The following is a 19,245-nucleotide window of genomic DNA, read 5'->3' on the forward strand; positions in this document are numbered from 1 at the left end:
AGCACAAGCGGTGCCTCCCAGGCTGCGACCTGGTGCCGCGAATCAGGGCTTGGCTCAGGCCGCCACCGGCGGCTGCCCTGGCTGCTCGTCCAGCAGGTAGGCCTCGAAACCCAACTGATTGAGCAGGTGCACCGCCAACTCGCTGCGAATACCGCCCTCGTCGGTCACCACATACACGGTATCCCGCGCCAGGCTATCGGCCTGCCCGCGCAGACGCGACACCGGCAGGTTGAGGCTGCCGGGATGATGGCCCTGGCGGTATTCCAGCGGCAGGCGCACATCCAGCAGCAGATAGGCCCGACCGCCGAATCCCGTCAGCTGCTCCAACTGCCGGCTGCTGATCTGCGGGATCAGGCTGGGCCGCACCAGCTCGACGAAAGGCTCGCGAGCAAGGCGGGCCAGCTCGCCATCCTCGAGCATGGTCACGTTGGCCGAACGCACCGCCCCGCTGACCAGCGCCTCCTCGCCGAAAAAGTCGCCCACCTCAAGCACAGCGCCCGCCTCGGCACCGGGCAGGCTGACCTGAGCGCGACCGCGCTTGAGCACATAGAAATGCTCGCCCGGCTCGCCATAGCGCACCACGCTGTCGCCGGCCCTGACCGTCAGGTATTCGAAACGCGCCAGCAGGGTCTGCAGGTGCGAGGGAGCCAGCCGGCCAAACAGCGGGGTGGCCAGCAGCTTGCCCAGCCAGTCGCCGTCCTCTTCCTGCTCTTCCGACTCGGCCAGGCTTTGTACCTGATAACTCGCACCACCCTGGCTCCAGCTCAGCAAGCGATCGAGCAGGCCGCGCTCGATGCTGAACAGGCGCACCTCGCTCTCGGCGGTCACGTTGAACAGGTGCGGCTGCTCCTGATTGAGGGCCTGGATCGCCTCCGGCGTACCACCATGGATCAGGATGCGTGCACTCCCCTCGCCGCGCGCCACCGTGCCGCTGAGCAGGTAATACAGCGCCAGCGAACGCTGGCCGCGCTGCAGCAGGGGCGTGCCGGGGGCATAGGTCAGGTATTGCAGGCTGTCGAGCACCTGCTGCTGATAGGCATGGGTCAGAAAATCGAACGGGTTGAAACAGCGCAGCTGTTCCAGACTCAGACGGGCAATCGAACTGATCATCACAGGCCCTCCGCGGACGGACCTTGCGTGCATGCTGGCGAAACGCCAGTGACTTCGATTTCAGACTAATCCGCCCTTTGCCCGACGACCAGTCACGCTGGTCGGATAGACGGCTGCGCGTCGCGCCAGGTCAGGTACACACGCAGGTCGAACTCCAGCTGGTGGTAACCCGGCAGCATGTGTTCGCACAGCTGGTAAAACGCCTTGTTGTGCTCGAACTCGCGCAGGTGCGCCAGCTCGTGGACCACAATCATCCGCAGGAACTCCGGCGCCGCCTCGCGAAACAACCCGGCAATGCGGATCTCCTTCTTCGCCCTGAGCTTGCCGCCCTGCACCCGCGACACGGCGGTATGCAGGCCGAGAGCATGCTTGACCACGTCCAGCTTGCTGTCATACAGCACCTTGTCCAGACCCGGCGCGTTGCGCAGGTACTCCTGCTTGAGCGCCATGGTGTAGGCGTACAGGGCCTTGTCGCTCTGCACCGCATGCTGTGCCGGGTAGCGCTGCTGCAGATAGTCGCCGAGCTTGCCCTGCTCCAGCAGACGGCGAACCTGCTCCTGCAGGGCGGGGGGATAGGCGCGCAGATAACGCAGCGGCATGCACAGCACTCCGGAGGCTTGATGCGCGAATTTTACGCGGCCAGGCAGACTTGCGCCCAGCATCGGGATTGGCAGGGGCGCGGGAGTTGCGCACACTGGCACCCTCGTTCCGCAAACCGAATGACCATGCCCAAGACCCTGCGCTGGACCCTGCTCTGCCTCTCCCTACTCGGCCTGCTGCTGGCCAGCGGCCCACGCATAGCGGTTGAGCTGCCTGCGGCGCAGCCGCCGCTTCCCGCGGATCTGGACGCCTATCTGGCGCAGAGTGAAGCCCGCTTCAGCGACCTGGTGCCCGGCACACAGAAACAGATCATCTGGGCCTATGCTGACCGGCGACAGACCGAGCTGGCCCTGGTCTACCTGCATGGCTTTTCCGCGAGCCGCCAGGAAACCGCGCCCCTGAGCGAAGACCTGGCGCGTCAGCTGGGAGCCAACCTGTTCGTCACCCGCTTGAGCGGGCACGGCCGCAGTCCGCAGGCGATGACCGAACCCAGCGTGCGCGACTGGCTGCAGGATGCCCAGGAAGCCCTGGCCATCGCCCGACGCCTGGGCAAGCGGGTCATCGTGCTCGGCGTGTCCACCGGCGGCACCCTAGGCACCTGGCTGGCCAGCCGGCAATCCGACCTCGCGGCCCTGGTGCTGGTCTCGCCAAACTTTGCCCCGCGCGACCCCATGGCCACGCTGCTCACCTGGCCGTGGGCGCAACAGCTGTTGCCCCGGGTGTTACCGGCCGAGCATGTGTGGAAACCACGCAACCCCGAACAGGCACGCTACTGGAACCACCACTACCCGACCCAGGCCCTGTTCCCGATGATGGCCCTGGTCAAGCACGTCAATGAACTGCCCCTGCAGGACATTCGCGTGCCAACCCTGATGATCTACTCGCCCAACGATCAGGTGGTGTCAGCGGAAGCCGCCGAAGCCGCCTTCGCTCGCCTCGGCAGCCCGCACAAGCAGCTGATCGCCAGGCCGGACAGCCAGGACCCGTCCCATCATGTACTGGCCGGACGCATACTCGCGCCCAATGACACGGCGTCGATTCAGGCGCAGATTGCCGCCTTCATCCAGCAGCTGCCAACGCTCTGAGATTCGGCCAGACACAAAAAAGCCCGCGATCAACGCGGGCTTTTTTATCAGCGGGCTGCCGGCCTTAGTTGACCTTGGCGGTCAGCTCGCCCTTGGCGTAGCGCTGGAACATGCCTTCCAGGGAGATCGGCTTGATCTTGGAGGCATTGCCGGCGGTGCCGAAGGCTTCGTAGCGGGCGATGCAGATGTCGCGCATGGCGTCGATGGTCTTGGCGAAGAATTTGCGCGGGTCAAACTCACTCGGATGCTCGGCCATCATGCGGCGAATGGCACCGGTGGAGGCCAGACGCAGGTCGGTGTCGATGTTGACCTTGCGCACGCCGTGCTTGATGCCTTCTACGATCTCTTCGACCGGCACGCCGTAGGTTTCCTTGATGTCGCCACCGTACTGGTTGATGATCGCCAGCCACTCCTGCGGTACCGAGGAGGAACCGTGCATCACCAGGTGAGTGTTGGGGATGCGCTTGTGGATTTCCTTGATACGCTCGATCGACAGCACATCACCGGTCGGCGGTTTGGTGAACTTGTAAGCGCCGTGGCTGGTGCCGATGGCAATCGCCAGAGCATCCACCTGAGTGGCCTTGACGAAGGCCGCAGCTTCTTCCGGATCGGTCAGCAGCTGGCTGTGGTCCAGCACGCCCTCGGCGCCAACGCCGTCTTCTTCACCGGCCATACCGGTTTCCAGGCTGCCCAGGCAACCCAGCTCGCCTTCCACGGACACACCGCAGGCGTGAGCGAAGGCCACGGTCTGCTGGGTCACGCGGACGTTGTAGTCGTAGTCGGCCGGGGTCTTGCCGTCTTCTTTCAGCGAGCCGTCCATCATTACCGAGCTGAAGCCCAGCTGGATCGAGCGCTGGCACACGTCCGGGCTGGTGCCGTGGTCCTGGTGCATGCACACCGGGATATGCGGGAATTCTTCGATGGCGGCCAGGATCAGGTGGCGCAGGAACGGGGCGCCGGCGTATTTGCGGGCACCGGCGGAAGCCTGAACGATCACAGGGGAATCGGTCTTGTCGGCCGCTTCCATGATGGCGCGCATCTGCTCGAGGTTGTTGACGTTGAAAGCCGGTACGCCGTAGCCGAATTCGGCGGCGTGATCCAGCATCTGGCGCATGCTGATAAGTGCCATGAGTTTCCAGTCTCCCGATGGGGGTCGTTAATCGTGTGCAAGCCTGCCGCAGCGGCAGGCTCGGTTCAAGTTATTTGCCGGGAGCCTTGCAGCCACGGCCGATCAGTTCGTCAGTCTGCGCCCAGTACACCAGGCCCTGCTTGCCCTTGCTGTGGAACGCCAACTGACCGTCGGTATAGAACGCCCCGCTGCCCGCCTCCTGGCGGTGCAGCTGGTAAACCCGTTCGGTGCCTTCCAGGCGGACTTCCACCTGATCGGCCGCACCTTCCACAGGGCGCCAATGCAGGTCGATATCACCGTCACAGACCCAGTGGGTCCAGGGCGCACCGCCCGACTGGGTGGCACAGCCACTCAGCAGGGCCAGAAGGACAAAAGCGCCGCATCCTTGTTTGAGCATCGAGGTTACTCGTTCGTCCTAGAGGCTGGGGCGTCGCGAGCGCAGGCCAGGCTAGGCGAAAACAGGCGAGGACGCGGAGTTTACTGAGTGTAAATGAGCAGTCCGAGCCTGTTTTCAACAACGCATGGGCAAGCGCAGCAGCTCCAATCAGTGTTTGGCGCGCTCTTCGAGCACGGCTACGGCCGGCAGCACCTTGCCCTCGACGAACTCGAGGAAAGCACCACCGCCGGTGGAGATGTAGCTGATGCGCTCGGCCACGCCGTACTTGTCGATGGCCGCCAGGGTGTCGCCACCGCCGGCGATGGAGAATGCCGGGCTCTCGGCGATGGCCAGGGCCAGGGCCTTGGTGCCGTTACCGAACTGGTCGAACTCGAACACGCCGACCGGGCCGTTCCACAGGATGGTCTTGGAGGCCTTGAGCAGCTCGGCGAACTGCGCGGCGGTCTGCGGACCGATGTCGAGGATCATGTCGTCCTCGGCCACATCAGCCACCAGCTTGACGGTCGCTTCGGCGTCTTCGGCAAAGGCCTTGGCCACGACCACATCGACCGGCAGCGGCACGCTGACCTTGGCGGCGATGGCCTTGGCGGTGTCCACCAGATCGGCTTCGTACAGCGACTTGCCGACCGGGAAACCGGCGGCGGCAAGGAAGGTGTTGGCGATGCCGCCACCGACGATCAGCTGATCACAGATCTGGCTCAGGCTGTTCAGTACGTCCAGCTTGGTGGAGACCTTGGAGCCGGCGACGATGGCCGCCATCGGCTTGGCCGGGTTACCCAGGGCCTTGCCCAGGGCGTCCAGTTCGGCGGCCAGCAGCGGGCCGGCGCAGGCAACCTTGGCGAACTTTGCCACGCCGTGGGTCGAACCCTCAGCGCGGTGAGCCGTGCCGAAGGCGTCCATGACGAACACATCGCACAGGGCCGCGTACTGCTGGGCCAGTTCGTCGGCGTTCTTCTTCTCGCCCTTGTTGAAGCGCACGTTCTCGAACAGCACGATGTCGCCGGCTTTAACCTCGACGCCGCCCAGGTAGTCCTTGACCAGCGGCACTTCGCGACCCAGGGCCTTGGACAGGTAGGCAGCCACCGGCGCCAGGCTGTTCTCTTCGGAGTATTCGCCCTCGGTCGGACGACCCAGGTGCGAGCAGACCATGACCGCAGCGCCCTTCTCCAGTGCCAGCTTGATGGTCGGCAGCGAGGCGACGATGCGCGCATCGCTCTTCACCACGCCGTCCTTTACCGGCACGTTGAGGTCTTCGCGGATCAGCACGCGCTTACCGGCGAGGTCGAGGTCGATCATCTTCAAAACAGTCATGGAATCAGTCCTTCATCTGGGCTGGTTGGTAGCAGCAGAAACGTCGAGCCAGTGAGCCGCGACGTCGAGCATTCGGTTGGCAAAGCCCCATTCGTTGTCGAACCAGGCCAGCAGGTTGACCAGGCGCGGGCCGGACACACGGGTCTGGCTGCCATCGACGATGGCGGAATGGGGATCATGGTTGAAGTCGCAGCTGGCGTGCGGCAGCTCGGTGTAGGCCAGCAACCCCTTGAGCGGCCCGGCCTGAGCGGCCTCGCGCAGCAGTTGGTTGATCTCCTGGGCCGAGGTGTCGCGGGCCATCTGCAGGGTGATGTCGAGGCACGACACATTCACCGTCGGCACACGGATGGCCTTGGCCTGGATACGCCCGGACAGCTCCGGCAGCAGGCGCTCGATACCACGAGCCAACCCCGTAGAAACAGGGATCACCGACTGGAAGGCCGAACGCGTGCGGCGCAGGTCTTCGTGGTGGTAGGCATCGATCACCGGCTGGTCGTTCATCGCCGAGTGGATGGTGGTGATGGAAACGAACTCGATCCCCACCGTCTCGTTGAGCAGCTTGAGCAGCGGCACGCCGCAGTTGGTGGTGCAGGAAGCGTTCGACACCAACTGCTCGGTGCCGCTCAGGCACTGCTGATTGACGCCATAGACCACGGTGGCATCGATATCCGCCTCGCTGCTCATCGGCTGCGACAGCAGCACCCGTGGCGCGCCGGCCTTGATAAAGCGCTCGGCCTGCTCGCGGCTGGTGTACTGCCCGGAGCACTCCAGCAGCAGGTCAATACCCAGCGCCGCCCAGTCGATGGCTTCCGGCGTGCTGTGGCGCAGCACCTTCACACAGTTGCCATTGATATGCAGGCAGTCGCCATCCACCTCCACCGCGCCGGGGAAACGGCCGTGGGTGGAGTCGAAGCGGGTCAGGTATTCGATGCTGGCCTGATCGGCCAGGTCGTTCAGCGCGACGATTTCCAGGCCGGCCGCCGCCCCGCGCTCATGCAGGGCACGCAGCACGCAGCGACCGATACGGCCATAGCCGTTGAGGGCGATGCGATAGGGACGGGCATTGGCCATGGGGTTCTCGCGGCAACCTGCCCCTGCCAGAACGGCAGAGGCCGGTGCTCATCAGGCGTCCAGCAGCTCTTCGGCCGTGGCAAGCACGTTGTCGACGGTAAAGCCGAACTCTTCGAACAGCGCAGGCGCCGGCGCCGACTCACCAAAGGTGGTCATGCCGATGATGCGACCTTCAAGGCCGACGTACTTGTACCAGTAGTCGGCATGCGAGGCCTCGATGGCGATGCGGGCACCGACCTGCACCGGCAGCACGGCCTGCTTGTAGCCGGCGTCCTGCTGGTCGAACACGGAGGTCGACGGCATGGAGACGACACGGACCTTCTTGCCCTGCTCGCTCAGCTTCTCGTAGGCCTGCACGGCCAGACCGACTTCCGAACCGGTGGCGATCAGGATCAGCTCCGGCTCGCCAGCGCAGTCTTTCAGCACATAGGCACCACGGGCCACATCGGCCAGCTGCTGGGCATCCCGAGCCTGGTGCGGCAGATTCTGCCGGCTGAAGATCAGCGCGGACGGGCCGTCGGCGCGCTCGATGGCGTACTTCCAGGCCACGGCGGATTCCACGGCATCGGCCGGGCGCCAGGTGTCAAGGTTCGGCGTGCCGCGCAGACTGGCCAGCTGCTCGATCGGCTGGTGGGTCGGGCCGTCTTCACCCAGACCGATGGAGTCGTGAGTGAAGACGTACAGCACGCGTTGCTTCATCAGCGCGGACATGCGCACGGCGTTGCGCGCGTACTCCATGAAGATCAGGAAGGTCGCACCGTACGGGATGAAACCGCCGTGCAGGGCCACGCCGTTCATGATGGCGCTCATGCCGAATTCGCGCACGCCGTAGAACATGTAATTGCCCGAAGCGTCGCCGGCTTCCACACCCTTACAGCCCTTCCACAGGGTCAGGTTGGAACCGGCCAGGTCGGCCGAACCGCCGAGGAATTCCGGCAGCAGCGGGCCGAAGGCGTTCAGCGCGTTCTGGCTGGCCTTGCGGCTGGCGATGGTTTCACCCTTGGCGGCAACGTCGGCGACATAGGCGGCGGCTTTCTCGGCGAAGTCGGCCGGCAGCTCACCGGCCATGCGGCGCTTGAACTCGGCAGCCAGTTCCGGGTGAGCGGCGGCGTAGGCGGCGAACTTGTCGTTCCACTCGGCTTCGCGGGCAGCACCGGTGGCCTTGGCGTCCCACTCGGCATAGATGTCGGCCGGGATTTCGAACGGGCCGTGGCTCCAGCCCAGCTTGGCGCGGGTCAGGGCGATTTCGTCGTTACCCAGCGGTGCGCCGTGGCACTCTTCCTTGCCGCCCTTGTTGGGCGAGCCGAAGCCGATCACGGTTTTGCAGCAGATCAGGGTCGGACGCTCGGTTTCGGCGCGCGCGGTAGCGATGGCGGTCTGGATTTCCTCGGCGTCGTGGCCGTCGACATTGCGGATCACCTGCCAGCCATAGGCCTCGAAGCGCGCCGGGGTGTCGTCGGTGAACCAGCCGTGGACTTCGCCATCGATGGAGATGCCGTTGTCGTCGTAGAAGGCGATCAGCTTGCCCAGGCCCAGGGTACCGGCCAGCGAGCAGACTTCATGGCTGATGCCTTCCATCATGCAGCCGTCACCGAGGAAGGCGTAGGTGTGGTGATCGACGATGCTGTGGCCGGGGCGGTTGAACTGGGCGCCCAGTACCTTCTCGGCGATGGCGAAGCCGACGGCGTTGGCGATGCCCTGACCCAGCGGACCGGTGGTGGTTTCCACGCCCGGGGTGTAGCCGTACTCCGGGTGGCCCGGGGTCTTGCTGTGCAGCTGGCGGAAGTTCTTCAGGTCGTCGATCGACAGGTCGTAGCCGGTCAGGTGCAGCAGCGAGTAGATCAGCATCGAGCCGTGGCCGTTGGACAGCACGAAGCGGTCGCGGTCGGCCCACTGCGGGTTCTGCGGGTTGTGCTTGAGGTGGTCACGCCACAGCACTTCGGCGATATCCGCCATACCCATGGGGGCGCCAGGGTGGCCGCTGTTGGCTTTCTGCACGGCATCCATGCTGAGGGCGCGGATGGCATTGGCACGGTCACGACGGCTGGGCATCGCTGATCTCCTGAGAGGCTGGCTGGGCAGCAAGGGTCGAAAAAAGGCGGCCATTTTCGCCCAGCCGGGCCCTCAGGGGCAATGACAGATGGTCGCGGGGCGGCAGATTAACCCCGCCACGCAGCTCCAGCATCAATCAGCGACAGGCCTGGGTGGCCAGACAGGGGGCGCGAAACAGCTCGCCGTGCCACAGCCCCTGTAGGGTCCGACGCAGCACCAGTTGCCAGATCAGCGCCAGTTTCACCGCCAGCAACACCCCGAACAGCCCAAACAACTCCACCCCGAACTGGCGGTACAGCGCCAGCGTGGCCAGGGTGAACACCCCCAACGGGAAGGTGAAACCCCACCAGCCCAGGTTGAACGGCAGCTCGCGGCGGATGTAGTGGTGGGTGAACAGGCTGGCAGCCACCAGCCACCACAACCCCGCTCCCCACAGCGCCAGCCCACCCACCAGCCCCAGCTGCTGGGCCAGCTCGGCCATACCCGCCAGCGGAGTGCCCTGCCAGGCATGAGGCGCCGCCTGGCCCAGGGTCAGCAGACCAAGGCACCCAGTCGCCAGTGGCCCCAGCGGCAGCCAAGAGGTGGCAGCGAAATCAGTATCCGGCAGTTTGTGCAGGGCCAGACGCAGCAGCACAAGGGTGATCAGGCCAACGGCCAGGCTCAGCGACAGGCCCCACAGGACATAGCCGACAATCACCATCAGTTGTGCTGCGGCGACCGGCAGCTGCGGCGCCAGCAGGCCAGCCGCACCAGCCGCGACACCCGGCGCCACGATCGGCAGCAACCAGACCCCGGTCAGGCGTTCCAGCGCATGCTGCTGACGGGTGAACATCAGGTAGGGCACGCCAAAAGCCACGCCCAGCGCCAGCACCACATCCAGCCACCACAGGACATGCGCCAGCGGCACCGCAGCTTCGCCGAGGAACATCGGCAAGCCGTTGATGATCGGCACCAGCCCCATGGGAATGGCGCCGAGGAACATCGACTGCACCGGATGCTCCAGCATCGGCCGTACGGTGTCGCGAAACAGCAGCAGGCGCGCCACGAACAGCAGGGTGAACAGGCCGAACAGCAGCAGCGCCAGCACCCAGACCGTCTCGGCCAGCCACAGGCGCGCCGGGAAATCCCAGGGCAGCGCCGCCAGCACCAGCGCCACCACGCCAGTGCCCATGGTCATGGCGAACCAGTTGGGGGTGAAGTGGCGCACGAAAGCCCAGGGCTCGTGCAGGCGGGTAAAGGGTCGAGGCATGACAGTCTCCAGCGAAAGCGGTGTCCAAGTCAGGACGATGGCTGTCAGGCTAGGGATCGGCGTGCTATAGGTAAAATACATATAAAAGATACAAGGCATGCCTTTCATTTATGAATCTGCACCACCTCAAGGTCTTCCTCGCCGTCGCCCAGACCGGCAGCATCAGCGGCGGCGCGGCGCGCCTGTTCATCAGCCAGCCGGCCGTGACCCGCGAGATCCGCGAGCTGGAAGGCCGCCTGCAGTTGCCCCTGTTCGACCGCCAGACCCGCGGAGTGAGCCTGACCGAGGCCGGCCAGCGCCTGCTGCCCTATGCCGAACGAATCTTCGCCTTGGAACACGCGGCAGAACGTGACCTGGCCGAGTTCGCCAGTCTCGGCGCCGGCGAACTGCGCCTGTGCGCCAGCGCCACCATGGGCAGCTACCTGCTGCCCAGCCTGATTGCCGACTTCCAGCAACAGCATCCGGGCCTGAGCATCAGCCTGCAGATCGGCAACACCGCCAGCAGCCTGCGCGCACTGGACAGTGGCGACTGCACCCTGGCGTTCATCGAAGGCCCCTTCGCCCGCGAGGCCTTCAATTACCAGCTGCTGGGCAGCGACGCCCTGCTGCCGGTGAGCAGCCCGCGCCATCCACTGGCCAGCCGCCCCCGCCTGAGCGCGGCCGAGCTGGCCGAGGCGGAGCTGTTTCTGCGCGAAGAAGGCTCCGGCACCCGCAGCACCCTGGAACAGGTCTACCAGGCCCACGGTCTGACACCCAAGGTGGCGCTGGCACTGGGTAACAGCGTGGCGCTCAAGCGCAGCCTGCAGGGCGGTCGCGGCATCGCCTGGATCTCCGAACTGGCCATGGAGGATGAGCTGCGGAGCGGCGAACTGGTGCGCCTGGCGGTCGATGACCTGCACATCCAGCGCGACCTGCATGCCCTGTGGCGGCGCGAACGCAGCCTGAGCCCTGCCGCCCACGCCCTGTTGGATCAGGTCAGGCACGCGCTGGCCTGTCGCCCAAGCTATATCAAAACTTTTTGATACAGCTCTTGCCGAGAAAAAGGGTGCCGACTAGACTGCGCCCACTATGAACCTGCCCGTCCCCCAGCTCCGCAGTGAGCCCGTCGACGAACTGGCGGCCCTGTGCAAAGCCGCCGGCGATCCGCTGCGCCTGAATATCCTGCGCGCGCTGGCCAACGATTCGTTCGGCGTGCTGGAGCTGGCGCAGATCTTCGCCACCGGCCAGTCGGGCATGAGCCACCACCTCAAGGTCCTGGCCCAGGCCGGCCTGGTGGCCACGCGCCGCGAGGGCAATGCGATCTTTTACCGTCGCGCCCTGGCCCAGAGTGACCTGCTCGGCGGCAGCCTGCACGCGGCGCTGCTGCAGGAAGTGGATGCCCTGCCCCTGGCGGACGAGCTGCAGGCACGCATCGCCACCGTCCACGGCCAGCGTGCCGAGGCCAGCCGTGAGTTCTTTGCGCGGATGGCGGTCAACTTCCAGGCCCAGCAGGACCTGATCGCCGGTCTGCCGCAATACCGCGACAGCCTGCTGGCCCTGCTCGACGCACTGAGTTTTCCAGCCGGCGCCACGGCGCTGGAAGTCGGCCCCGGTGACGGCTCCTTCCTGCCGGAACTGGCACGGCGCTTTGCCAGCGTCACTGCCCTGGACAACAGCCAGGCCATGCTTGAGCTGGCGCGCGAACGCTGCGTGCGCGAGGGCCTCGGCAATGTTCACCTGCAGCTGGCCGACGCCCTGCAGACACCCCAGGCGCCGGCCGACTGCGTGGTGCTGAACATGGTGCTGCACCATTTCGCCGCGCCGGCCGAGGCCATGCGCCAGCTGACCCCGCTACTCAAAAGTGGCGGCAGCCTGCTGATTACCGAGTTATGCAGCCACAACCAGAGCTGGGCCAGGGAAGCCTGTGGCGACCTCTGGCTGGGCTTCGAGCAAGAAGATTTGGCCCGCTGGGCCGATGCCGCAGGGCTCACGCCCGGCGAAAGCCTCTATGTGGGCCTCAAAAACGGCTTTCAGATTCAGGTTCGGCACTTTGCCAAACCGGATGCGAAGCACCCCCAGGACTGATCAGGACCTAGAAGAAATGAGCGAATACTCCCTGTTTACCTCCGAATCCGTGTCCGAAGGCCATCCGGACAAGATTGCCGACCAGATTTCCGATGCGGTGCTCGACGCCATCATCGCCGAAGACAAGCACGCCCGCGTGGCCTGTGAAACCCTGGTGAAGACCGGTGTAGCCATCGTCGCCGGCGAAATCACCACCAGCGCCTGGATCGACCTGGAAGAGCTGACCCGCAAGGTCATCGTCGACATCGGCTACAACAGCTCCGACGTCGGCTACGACGGCAACACCTGCGGTATCATCAACATCATTGGCAAGCAGTCCCCGGACATCAACCAGGGCGTCGACCGTGCCAAGCCGGAAGACCAGGGCGCCGGTGACCAGGGCCTGATGTTCGGCTACGCCAGCAACGAAACCGACGTGCTGATGCCGGCACCGATCTGCTTCAGCCACCGCCTGGTCGAGCGCCAGGCCGAAGCACGCAAGTCCGGCCTGCTGCCGTGGCTGCGCCCGGACGCCAAGTCCCAGGTCACCTGCCGCTACGAAGGCGGCAAGGTGGTCGGCATCGACGCCGTGGTGCTGTCCACCCAGCACAACCCGGAAGTCAGCTACAACGACCTGCGCGAAGGCGTGATGGAGCTGATCGTCAAGCACGTGCTGCCGGCCGAGCTGCTGCACAAGGACACCCAGTTCCACATCAACCCGACCGGCCAGTTCATCATCGGCGGCCCGGTGGGTGACTGCGGCCTGACCGGGCGCAAGATCATCGTCGACTCCTACGGCGGCATGGCCCGTCACGGCGGTGGTGCCTTCTCCGGCAAGGACCCATCCAAGGTTGACCGTTCAGCCGCCTACGCCGGTCGCTATGTGGCCAAGAACATCGTCGCCGCCGGTCTCGCCGAGCGTTGCGAGATCCAGGTGTCCTACGCCATCGGCGTGGCCCAGCCGACCTCCATCTCGCTGAACACCTTCGGAACCGGCAAGATCGGCGACGACAAAATCATCGCCCTGGTCCGCGACATCTTCGACCTGCGTCCGTACGCCATCACCAAGATGCTCGACCTGCTGCACCCGATGTACCAGGCCACCGCGGCCTACGGCCACTTCGGCCGCATCCCGCAGCAAGTCACCGTGGGCGGCGACACCTTCACCACCTTCACCTGGGAAAAGACCGACAAGGCCGACGCCCTGCGCGCCGCTGCCGGCCTGTAAGCCCCGCGTGATGCAAAAAGCCCCGCTTCGGCGGGGCTTTTCGTTTGTACCTACACTCAAGGCATGAAACCAGTCGACAGCCCTTGGGCCAGTGCCTTCCCCATCAGCCGCGAGCGGGACATCCTGTACTTCAACAGTGCCGGGGAAGGTCCTTACTGCGGCGCCGCTGCGTCAGCGCTCAACCGCTACCTGGGCGAAAAGAAATACCCACATACCCGGCCTGCCAGCAGCGTATTTGGCACAGCGCAGGCCATCCGGCAAACTGTCGGTCGGCTATTACACGCTGATCCGACAGGGTTCGCCTTCATCCACTCCACCAGTGAAGGCATGAACATCCTTGCCCAGGGCTATGAATGGCAGACGGGCGACCGAGTAGTGCTATTTGAGGGAGAGTTTCCGGCCAGCGTCTACGCCTTCCTGAACCTCAAAGCGCGTGGCGTAGCGGCCGACTTCTGCCCGTGTCCCGGTGGAATACCTGATGAACTGGCGCTTGAAAAACTGATCACCCCCCATACCCGCATGCTGGTCTGCAGCTGGGTGCAATTCAGCAATGGCTATACCCACGATCTCGGCAGGCTCCGCCAGCTGACCCGGCCTCACAACTGCCTGCTGGTACTCGATATCACCCAGGGCGTGGGGCTGATACCGCTGGACATCGAAGCCTTGCAGCTCGACGCCTGCGTCCTCTCTGCTCACAAAACCCTTTGCTCACCGACAGGTAGCGGCCTTCTCTACCTGGCCCCCGGCGTGGCGCATCGATTCAAGGTGACCTTTCCCGGCTGGCTGACACAACTGCAGGAAGGCAATTTCGGCAGTCTGACCGAGTACCCTCCTCTGGCAACTTCAGAAGCACGCCGTTTTGAAACCGGATCGGATGCACAACTGCTGCAACACTGGCTGCTGGCGATGCTGCAATGGTTCGATGAACAAGGCGTGGAACACTTGTATCGGCATGTGCGGGAGCTGGTGGAAGCACTGGCCGAAGGAGTCAGGCAGCGAAATCTGATACTGGCAGTGCCGCCCCATAACCGAAGTGTCATGTGTGCGTTCAGCGCCAGCACGCCCGAAGCGACAAACGTCCTCTTTAACCAACTGACAGAGGCTGGAGTGGTAGCGAGCCTGCGCGAAGGCTGGATTCGCCTGAGCCTGCACGCCTACAACTCACAGGCACAGGTCGAAACATTTCTACGCGTGCTGGATCAGGCGCTGATGGAGCCTCAATAAGCGCGAAACTCGTCGTGGCAGGCGCGGCAGCTGTCTTCGACTTTTTTCACCGCGGGCTCAACGGTCTTGGGATCCAAAGGCTTTTGCCGGCTCAGCTCACGCAACAAAGCGGTGTCGCTCTCTAGCTGACGGGCCAGTTGCTGGAAGCGCTCCTGACGCTGCCAGACCTCGTCCCGAGCCCGACTGTCGCCCTCATCACGCACCTGCGGGAAATGCTGCCAGGGCTGGTGCGACAGCGTGTCGAGCTGCTCGGCGCCGGCCGCAAAGCGCGCCTCGTCGAAGGGCAAACGCCCACGCAGCATGCCGCCAAGGTCTTCGCTGGTCTTGAGCATTTCCTTGAACAGGGTCTGCCGTTTGCCCATGGGCGAGTCGGGATCCACGCCACCACAGGCGCTTAGCAACAACACAGCAGAACACAGCAACAGCAGCTTGGACGGTTTCATCGATACAACACCCGGTTGAAAACGGGCGCCAGTGTACTGGATCAGCGGCCGCCCCCGCAGCTAGGCCGACACGACGAACAGGCTGACGATCAGCCCCATACCGACTATCCACACCAGCGAGCGCAGCGGCCCCCAGTCGGCCAGGTAGCAGACGAAGTACGCCAACCGGCTGACGATAAAGGCCAGCGCCAGCTGATCCAGCAGCACCTGCCCGGCGCCACCGGCCTGGTGAGCGATGATCACCGCCGCGGCAAAAGCGGGGGTTACCTCGAAGCCGTTCAGCTGGGCATTGCTGGCCCGCTTGCGCCACCCGTCTAGGCCGGCGAGGAAAGCCCGCGGATCGCTATTGGCCCGTGGCCCGTAATCACCCCCCGTGAATTTTGCCGTCGCCGTGCACAGGTACGGCAACAGGATTGCTACCAACACACACCAGTAGGCCAGGGTCATCGCAACACTCCGCAGCGTGAAATTGAGTCTCAAGCATGCCCGGCGCAAGCCGATAGTGTCGATGACCCTCCCGCGATCACAGTTGGCAGCCGAGCCAATATGCACAACCGCAAAGCGTTGACTACGATCAGTGAGGTGTCAGAAGTCTTGTACAACACTGACGATCCAGCCATCCAGGGAGTTGGCATGCAAGGTTCGACCGCCCCCAAGCCCTTCACCGCACCACGTCTGCTGCTACAGGCCCTGCCCTGGTTGCTGGCTGCACTGCTGCTGTGGCTGCAGTTGCCAGCCTGGCTGGCCGTCGGCCTCGGTCTACTGGGCAGTGCCGGCCTGCTGTTCTGGCTCATCCCGAACGAGATCGCGCCCACCACCGAGGTCGGCCAGGTCGCGTTCCTGCCAGCGACGGAACTGAACCCGGCCGCCGAGGCACTGAAAGATCATGGCCAGACGCTGGACACGGAAATTGGCAAGGTCGAAGGTTTGCTGGCCAGTGCCATCAGCGAGATTTCCCACGCTTTTCATGGCCTCTCGCGCAATATCGAAAGCCAGCATGCGCTGGCAGCCTCGCTGATCGAGCGTTATAGCCATGACAGTGACATGCCCGGCAATCAGATCGGCAGCTTCCAGGCCTTCGTCGAAACCACCCAGAGTACGCTGACCGTTTTCGTCGAGGCCACGGTGGAAACCAGCCGCATCTCCATCGAGCTGGTCGAACTGATGGAGCGCATCACTCAGAAGATCGGCCTGATCCTGCAGTCTACCGCCGACATGGACGCCATCGCCAAGCAGACCAATCTGCTGGCCCTCAATGCCGCCATCGAAGCCGCCCGTGCTGGCGAGGCTGGACGGGGCTTTGCCGTGGTTGCCGACGAGGTCCGCGCGCTGTCCAACCGCTCCACCCTGTTTTCCGAGGCGATCCGCGGCCACGTCAACGCGGTTTATGACGACCTGAAAAGCGCCGACGCTTCGGTCAGCCAGCTGGCAGCACGGGACATGTCCTTTGCCCTGGCGTCGAAGAAGCAGGTGGAAAACATGCTTGGCAGCCTGGACGGTCTCAATGGTCATACCCTCGACGTGATCACCGAACTGGACCAGCTTTCCCACGATGTCGGTCACACGGTCAACCGGGCCATCACCGCCCTGCAGTTCCAGGACATGAGCAGCCAATTACTCGGGCTGATGCGCAAGCACTGTCAGCAACTGGTGCAATTCGCCCGAGCGCTTGGCGCTTTGTCTCCCGGCAACAGCGAGCTGCAGTTGCAGCAACTGCGCGAAGCAACCGACGAACTCAAGCACCAACCACATAACCCCGTCGCCCAGTCGAGCATGGCTGCCGGCGATATAGACCTGTTCTGAGGACTGTCCATGACCAGCGAAAACACGGTTTCCCTGCGCCCCGCCACACGCTTCGACTTCAACAGTTTCCGTGATTTCCGCAATGCCTATGAGGCGGCCCTGGAGAATACTGCCGTACGCCTGCTGATCGTCGACATGAAGGACGTGCAATACATCGACTCGGCAGCCCTGGGCATCCTCCTGCTGCTGCGCGACCGGGCTACCAGCCTGAACAAGCAGGTCGAGCTGCACAACCTGCAAGGCACGGCCAAGGAAGTGCTGGAAATCGCCAATTTCCAGAAAATCTTCACCATCCGCTAAGCGCCCCACATGCGCCCACTGCAGATTCTCGCCGTTGACGACGACCCGCTGATCGGCCTGACCATCAGCGCCTTTGCCACGCGGCTGGGGCACCAGTGCGTGCATGTGGCCGGCGGCGCCGAGGCCATTCAGCGCTACCAAGAGAGCGATTTCGATCTGGTGCTGGTTGACCGCATCATGCCCGGCATGGATGGCCTGCAAGCCACCCAGCGCCTGCGTGAACTGCAGGAACAGCAGGGCTGGCGACCGATCATCATGCTCTCTGGGGCCAGCGACATCGACGAGCAAGTGCTGGCACTTAACTCGGGCTGCGACGACTTCCTCGCCAAGCCGATCAACTTCAGCATCCTCGAAGCCAAGATCAACGCCTTCTGGCGCATCGCCGACATGCAGCAGCAGATCGCGCGCCAGCACCATGAGTTGCAGCACTACGCCAACCTGGAAGCCGAAGAAAAACGCATCAGCAATTTCCTCATGGAACGCCTGGTACGTCGCGAACAGCTCAACAATCCGCTGATCCAGCATCATCTGCAGCCGGCCAGCGTGGTCTCTGGCGACCTGCTGCTGGTCTGCACCTCGCGCAGCAACGACATCTACGTGATGCTCGCCGATGCCACCGGCCATGGCCTGCCGGCCGCGCTGACCCTGATCCCGCTGTCGCAGACCTTCTACGCCATGGCCGCCAAGGGCTTCCAGCTCAGCTCGATCATGCACGAGCTCAACCAGCAGCATCGCGCACACAGCCCCTCGGACCGTTTCGTTGCCGCTCTGGCTGCCTGCTACCGCCCCCGCGATGGCATCGTGGAAGTGTGGAACGGCGGAATCCCGACGGCCCTGCTACTGAATAGCAGCGGTCAGGTGCTGTGGCGTTTTCGCTCGCAGAACCTGCCACTGGGCATTGTCGACAGCGAGTTGTTCAGCCGCGAAGTGGAGGCATTCAAGCTGCCGGAGGAAAGCGCCCAGCTGTTCATGTACTCCGACGGCCTGATCGAAGCCGAGAATGCGGCCGGCGAAGCCTTTAGCAAGCAACGCCTGCAGGACATCCTGCAAACCCCGCCCACTGAACGCCTCGGCCGTCTGCAGGCCAGCCTGGATGCCCACCTCGGCAGCCAACCGGCACATGACGATGTGTCCTACCTGCAACTGCTTTGCGAAGATCACAGCGCCGATACCCAACCCCAGCAGAACAGCAGCAACAGCAACAGCAACAGCAACAGCAACAGCAACAGCAACAGCAACAGCAACAGCCTACAGGCCGCCGACAACTGGAGCCTGCAACTGCTACTCACCGCGCCGCAACTGCAGCGCCTGGACCTCGAGCCCCTGATCAGCAACTTCTGCCAGATGCTGGGACTGGACGAGTCGCGTCAGGGCGTTTTCAGCCTGATTCTGCGAGAGCTGCTGTGCAACGCACTCGACCACGGCCTGCTGGGTCTCGACTCCAGCCTCAAGCGCGAGATGGACGGTTTCGAGCGCTACTTCCAGCTACGCAGCGAGCGTCTGCAGGAGCTGCATGAAGGCGAAATACGCCTGGACATCAACCAACACAACGACCTCAACGGCAACTGCCTGAGTATCAAGATCAGCGACAGCGGCCCTGGTTTCGATTTCCACCAACTCGACCCAAGCAGCAAGCAGAACGATGCCGTGAGCTATCACGGCCGCGGCCTGATGCTGCTGCGGCAGATCTGCTCGCACCTGGAGTTTCTCGGCAACGGCAATCAGGTAATTGCTGAACTACGCTGGAATCAACAAGCAGCGGCAGGAGCTGCAGACAAGAAGTAATCAAGGATTTGAAGGGGAAGTAACGCAATGAGCAAGTCCATCCTGATCGTCGACGACTCGGCCTCGATCCGCCAGATGCTGGGATTCACCCTGCGTGCGGCCGGCTATGAAGTGGACGAAGCCGTCGACGGCAAAGACGGCCTGGGCAAAGCCCAGCGCAAGGCCTACCAACTGGTGTTCACTGACCAGAACATGCCCAACATGGACGGTCTGACCCTGATCAAGAGTCTGCGCGGCCTGCCCACCTACCGCAGCACGCCGATCCTCATGCTGACCACCGAATCCAGTGATGCCATGAAGCAACAGGGCCGGGCGGCCGGTGCCACCGGCTGGCTGGTCAAACCGTTCGATCCGCCCAAGCTGCTGGAAGTTACCAAGAAGGTGCTCCCTTAATCCGCAGCCCTGCACAGGCGAA

Annotated in this window: 19 protein-coding genes; 9 read left to right on the forward strand and 10 right to left on the reverse strand. The window is 64.0% G+C overall.

What is annotated here, in order from left to right:
• Positions 1 to 54: 54 nt before the first annotated feature.
• Together HNP49_RS14435 and HNP49_RS14440 are read right to left on the reverse strand one after the other, a co-directional pair.
• The gene (locus tag HNP49_RS14435; protein WP_184684392.1) at positions 55 to 1,110 is read right to left on the reverse strand and encodes a cyclic nucleotide-binding domain-containing protein; all 1,056 of its coding nucleotides are present in this window, start codon (positions 1,108 to 1,110) and stop codon (positions 55 to 57) included.
• 92 nt (positions 1,111 to 1,202) lie between these two features.
• Positions 1,203 to 1,709: a M48 family metallopeptidase gene (locus tag HNP49_RS14440; protein WP_184684394.1), complete on the reverse strand. Its 507-nt coding sequence runs from the start codon at positions 1,707 to 1,709 to the stop codon at positions 1,203 to 1,205.
• Positions 1,710 to 1,835: 126 nt separating this feature from the next.
• Here HNP49_RS14440 and HNP49_RS14445 point away from each other — a divergent pair, with 126 nt between their 5' ends.
• A complete protein-coding gene (locus HNP49_RS14445) occupies positions 1,836 to 2,795 on the forward strand; it encodes a carboxylesterase (RefSeq protein ID WP_184684396.1) in 960 nt (319 codons plus the stop codon).
• Positions 2,796 to 2,859: 64 nt separating this feature from the next.
• Here HNP49_RS14445 and fba read toward each other — a convergent pair whose 3' ends face one another.
• The 6 genes from fba to HNP49_RS14475 all read right to left on the reverse strand — a co-directional run bounded on the left by fba (position 2,860) and on the right by HNP49_RS14475 (position 10,004).
• On the reverse strand, positions 2,860 to 3,924 hold the full coding sequence (fba, locus tag HNP49_RS14450; protein WP_184684398.1) for a class II fructose-bisphosphate aldolase: 1,065 nt from the start codon (positions 3,922 to 3,924) through the stop codon (positions 2,860 to 2,862).
• A 70-nt stretch (positions 3,925 to 3,994) separates the two neighbouring features.
• The gene (locus tag HNP49_RS14455) at positions 3,995 to 4,321 is read right to left on the reverse strand and encodes an MliC family protein (RefSeq protein WP_184684399.1); all 327 of its coding nucleotides are present in this window, start codon (positions 4,319 to 4,321) and stop codon (positions 3,995 to 3,997) included.
• 147 nt (positions 4,322 to 4,468) lie between these two features.
• The gene (locus HNP49_RS14460) at positions 4,469 to 5,632 is read right to left on the reverse strand and encodes a phosphoglycerate kinase (RefSeq protein WP_184684401.1); all 1,164 of its coding nucleotides are present in this window, start codon (positions 5,630 to 5,632) and stop codon (positions 4,469 to 4,471) included.
• A 12-nt stretch (positions 5,633 to 5,644) separates the two neighbouring features.
• Entirely contained in the window at positions 5,645 to 6,703 is a 1,059-nt protein-coding gene (gene epd / locus HNP49_RS14465) for an erythrose-4-phosphate dehydrogenase (protein ID WP_184684402.1), read from the reverse strand.
• A gap of 51 nt (positions 6,704 to 6,754) precedes the next feature.
• The gene (tkt, locus tag HNP49_RS14470; protein WP_184684405.1) at positions 6,755 to 8,755 is read right to left on the reverse strand and encodes a transketolase; all 2,001 of its coding nucleotides are present in this window, start codon (positions 8,753 to 8,755) and stop codon (positions 6,755 to 6,757) included.
• A 136-nt stretch (positions 8,756 to 8,891) separates the two neighbouring features.
• Complete coding sequence (locus tag HNP49_RS14475; protein ID WP_184684406.1) at positions 8,892 to 10,004, reverse strand: TDT family transporter; 1,113 nt, start codon at positions 10,002 to 10,004, stop codon at positions 8,892 to 8,894.
• Positions 10,005 to 10,114: 110 nt separating this feature from the next.
• On the opposite strand from HNP49_RS14475, the gene HNP49_RS14480 reads away from it, so the two are divergent.
• The 4 genes from HNP49_RS14480 to HNP49_RS14495 all read left to right on the forward strand — a co-directional run bounded on the left by HNP49_RS14480 (position 10,115) and on the right by HNP49_RS14495 (position 14,499).
• Positions 10,115 to 11,026 (forward strand): LysR family transcriptional regulator, encoded by a 912-nt coding sequence (locus HNP49_RS14480; RefSeq protein ID WP_184684408.1) that lies wholly within the window; start codon positions 10,115 to 10,117, stop codon positions 11,024 to 11,026.
• A gap of 46 nt (positions 11,027 to 11,072) precedes the next feature.
• A complete protein-coding gene (locus tag HNP49_RS14485) occupies positions 11,073 to 12,068 on the forward strand; it encodes a metalloregulator ArsR/SmtB family transcription factor (RefSeq protein WP_184684409.1) in 996 nt (331 codons plus the stop codon).
• A gap of 16 nt (positions 12,069 to 12,084) precedes the next feature.
• Complete coding sequence (gene metK, locus HNP49_RS14490; protein ID WP_184684410.1) at positions 12,085 to 13,275, forward strand: methionine adenosyltransferase; 1,191 nt, start codon at positions 12,085 to 12,087, stop codon at positions 13,273 to 13,275.
• Positions 13,276 to 13,338: 63 nt separating this feature from the next.
• A complete protein-coding gene (locus HNP49_RS14495) occupies positions 13,339 to 14,499 on the forward strand; it encodes an aminotransferase class V-fold PLP-dependent enzyme (RefSeq protein WP_184684411.1) in 1,161 nt (386 codons plus the stop codon).
• Here HNP49_RS14495 and HNP49_RS14500 read toward each other — a convergent pair.
• A complete protein-coding gene (locus tag HNP49_RS14500) occupies positions 14,493 to 14,942 on the reverse strand; it encodes a cytochrome c (RefSeq protein WP_184684412.1) in 450 nt (149 codons plus the stop codon). The genes HNP49_RS14495 and HNP49_RS14500 overlap by 7 nt on opposite strands.
• A 60-nt stretch (positions 14,943 to 15,002) precedes the next feature.
• Entirely contained in the window at positions 15,003 to 15,389 is a 387-nt protein-coding gene (locus HNP49_RS14505) for an MAPEG family protein (protein WP_184684413.1), read from the reverse strand.
• Positions 15,390 to 15,986: 597 nt separating this feature from the next.
• Here HNP49_RS14505 and HNP49_RS19015 point away from each other — a divergent pair.
• Genes HNP49_RS19015 through HNP49_RS14525 form a run of 4 tightly spaced genes read left to right on the forward strand, consistent with a single transcriptional unit; the run spans position 15,987 to position 19,223 of the window.
• Positions 15,987 to 16,745, forward strand: coding sequence for a methyl-accepting chemotaxis protein (locus tag HNP49_RS19015; RefSeq protein WP_260407206.1), 759 nt, complete (start codon positions 15,987 to 15,989; stop codon positions 16,743 to 16,745).
• Between the two features lie 9 nt (positions 16,746 to 16,754).
• Positions 16,755 to 17,045, forward strand: a complete 291-nt coding sequence (locus HNP49_RS14515) for an STAS domain-containing protein (protein WP_184684415.1) — start codon at positions 16,755 to 16,757, stop codon at positions 17,043 to 17,045.
• A gap of 9 nt (positions 17,046 to 17,054) precedes the next feature.
• A complete protein-coding gene (locus HNP49_RS14520) occupies positions 17,055 to 18,830 on the forward strand; it encodes a fused response regulator/phosphatase (RefSeq protein ID WP_184684417.1) in 1,776 nt (591 codons plus the stop codon).
• A 27-nt stretch (positions 18,831 to 18,857) separates the two neighbouring features.
• Positions 18,858 to 19,223 (forward strand): response regulator, encoded by a 366-nt coding sequence (locus tag HNP49_RS14525; RefSeq protein ID WP_095939818.1) that lies wholly within the window; start codon positions 18,858 to 18,860, stop codon positions 19,221 to 19,223.
• Positions 19,224 to 19,245 lie beyond the last annotated feature (22 nt).

The organism is Pseudomonas fluvialis, assembly GCF_014207935.1.
Lineage (GTDB): Bacteria > Pseudomonadota > Gammaproteobacteria > Pseudomonadales > Pseudomonadaceae > Aquipseudomonas > Aquipseudomonas fluvialis_A.

Coding starts and splice junctions, on each gene's coding strand:
- HNP49_RS14435 (WP_184684392.1), bottom strand. CDS start 1,110: ATGATCAGTTCGATTGCCCGTCTGAGTCTGGAACAGCTGCGCTGTTTC.
- HNP49_RS14440 (WP_184684394.1), bottom strand. CDS start 1,709: ATGCCGCTGCGTTATCTGCGCGCCTATCCCCCCGCCCTGCAGGAGCAG.
- HNP49_RS14445 (WP_184684396.1), top strand. CDS start 1,836: ATGCCCAAGACCCTGCGCTGGACCCTGCTCTGCCTCTCCCTACTCGGC.
- fba (WP_184684398.1), bottom strand. CDS start 3,924: ATGGCACTTATCAGCATGCGCCAGATGCTGGATCACGCCGCCGAATTC.
- HNP49_RS14455 (WP_184684399.1), bottom strand. CDS start 4,321: ATGCTCAAACAAGGATGCGGCGCTTTTGTCCTTCTGGCCCTGCTGAGT.
- HNP49_RS14460 (WP_184684401.1), bottom strand. CDS start 5,632: ATGACTGTTTTGAAGATGATCGACCTCGACCTCGCCGGTAAGCGCGTG.
- epd (WP_184684402.1), bottom strand. CDS start 6,703: ATGGCCAATGCCCGTCCCTATCGCATCGCCCTCAACGGCTATGGCCGT.
- tkt (WP_184684405.1), bottom strand. CDS start 8,755: ATGCCCAGCCGTCGTGACCGTGCCAATGCCATCCGCGCCCTCAGCATG.
- HNP49_RS14475 (WP_184684406.1), bottom strand. CDS start 10,004: ATGCCTCGACCCTTTACCCGCCTGCACGAGCCCTGGGCTTTCGTGCGC.
- HNP49_RS14480 (WP_184684408.1), top strand. CDS start 10,115: ATGAATCTGCACCACCTCAAGGTCTTCCTCGCCGTCGCCCAGACCGGC.
- HNP49_RS14485 (WP_184684409.1), top strand. CDS start 11,073: ATGAACCTGCCCGTCCCCCAGCTCCGCAGTGAGCCCGTCGACGAACTG.
- metK (WP_184684410.1), top strand. CDS start 12,085: ATGAGCGAATACTCCCTGTTTACCTCCGAATCCGTGTCCGAAGGCCAT.
- HNP49_RS14495 (WP_184684411.1), top strand. CDS start 13,339: ATGAAACCAGTCGACAGCCCTTGGGCCAGTGCCTTCCCCATCAGCCGC.
- HNP49_RS14500 (WP_184684412.1), bottom strand. CDS start 14,942: ATGAAACCGTCCAAGCTGCTGTTGCTGTGTTCTGCTGTGTTGTTGCTA.
- HNP49_RS14505 (WP_184684413.1), bottom strand. CDS start 15,389: ATGACCCTGGCCTACTGGTGTGTGTTGGTAGCAATCCTGTTGCCGTAC.
- HNP49_RS19015 (WP_260407206.1), top strand. CDS start 15,987: ATGCCCGGCAATCAGATCGGCAGCTTCCAGGCCTTCGTCGAAACCACC.
- HNP49_RS14515 (WP_184684415.1), top strand. CDS start 16,755: ATGACCAGCGAAAACACGGTTTCCCTGCGCCCCGCCACACGCTTCGAC.
- HNP49_RS14520 (WP_184684417.1), top strand. CDS start 17,055: ATGCGCCCACTGCAGATTCTCGCCGTTGACGACGACCCGCTGATCGGC.
- HNP49_RS14525 (WP_095939818.1), top strand. CDS start 18,858: ATGAGCAAGTCCATCCTGATCGTCGACGACTCGGCCTCGATCCGCCAG.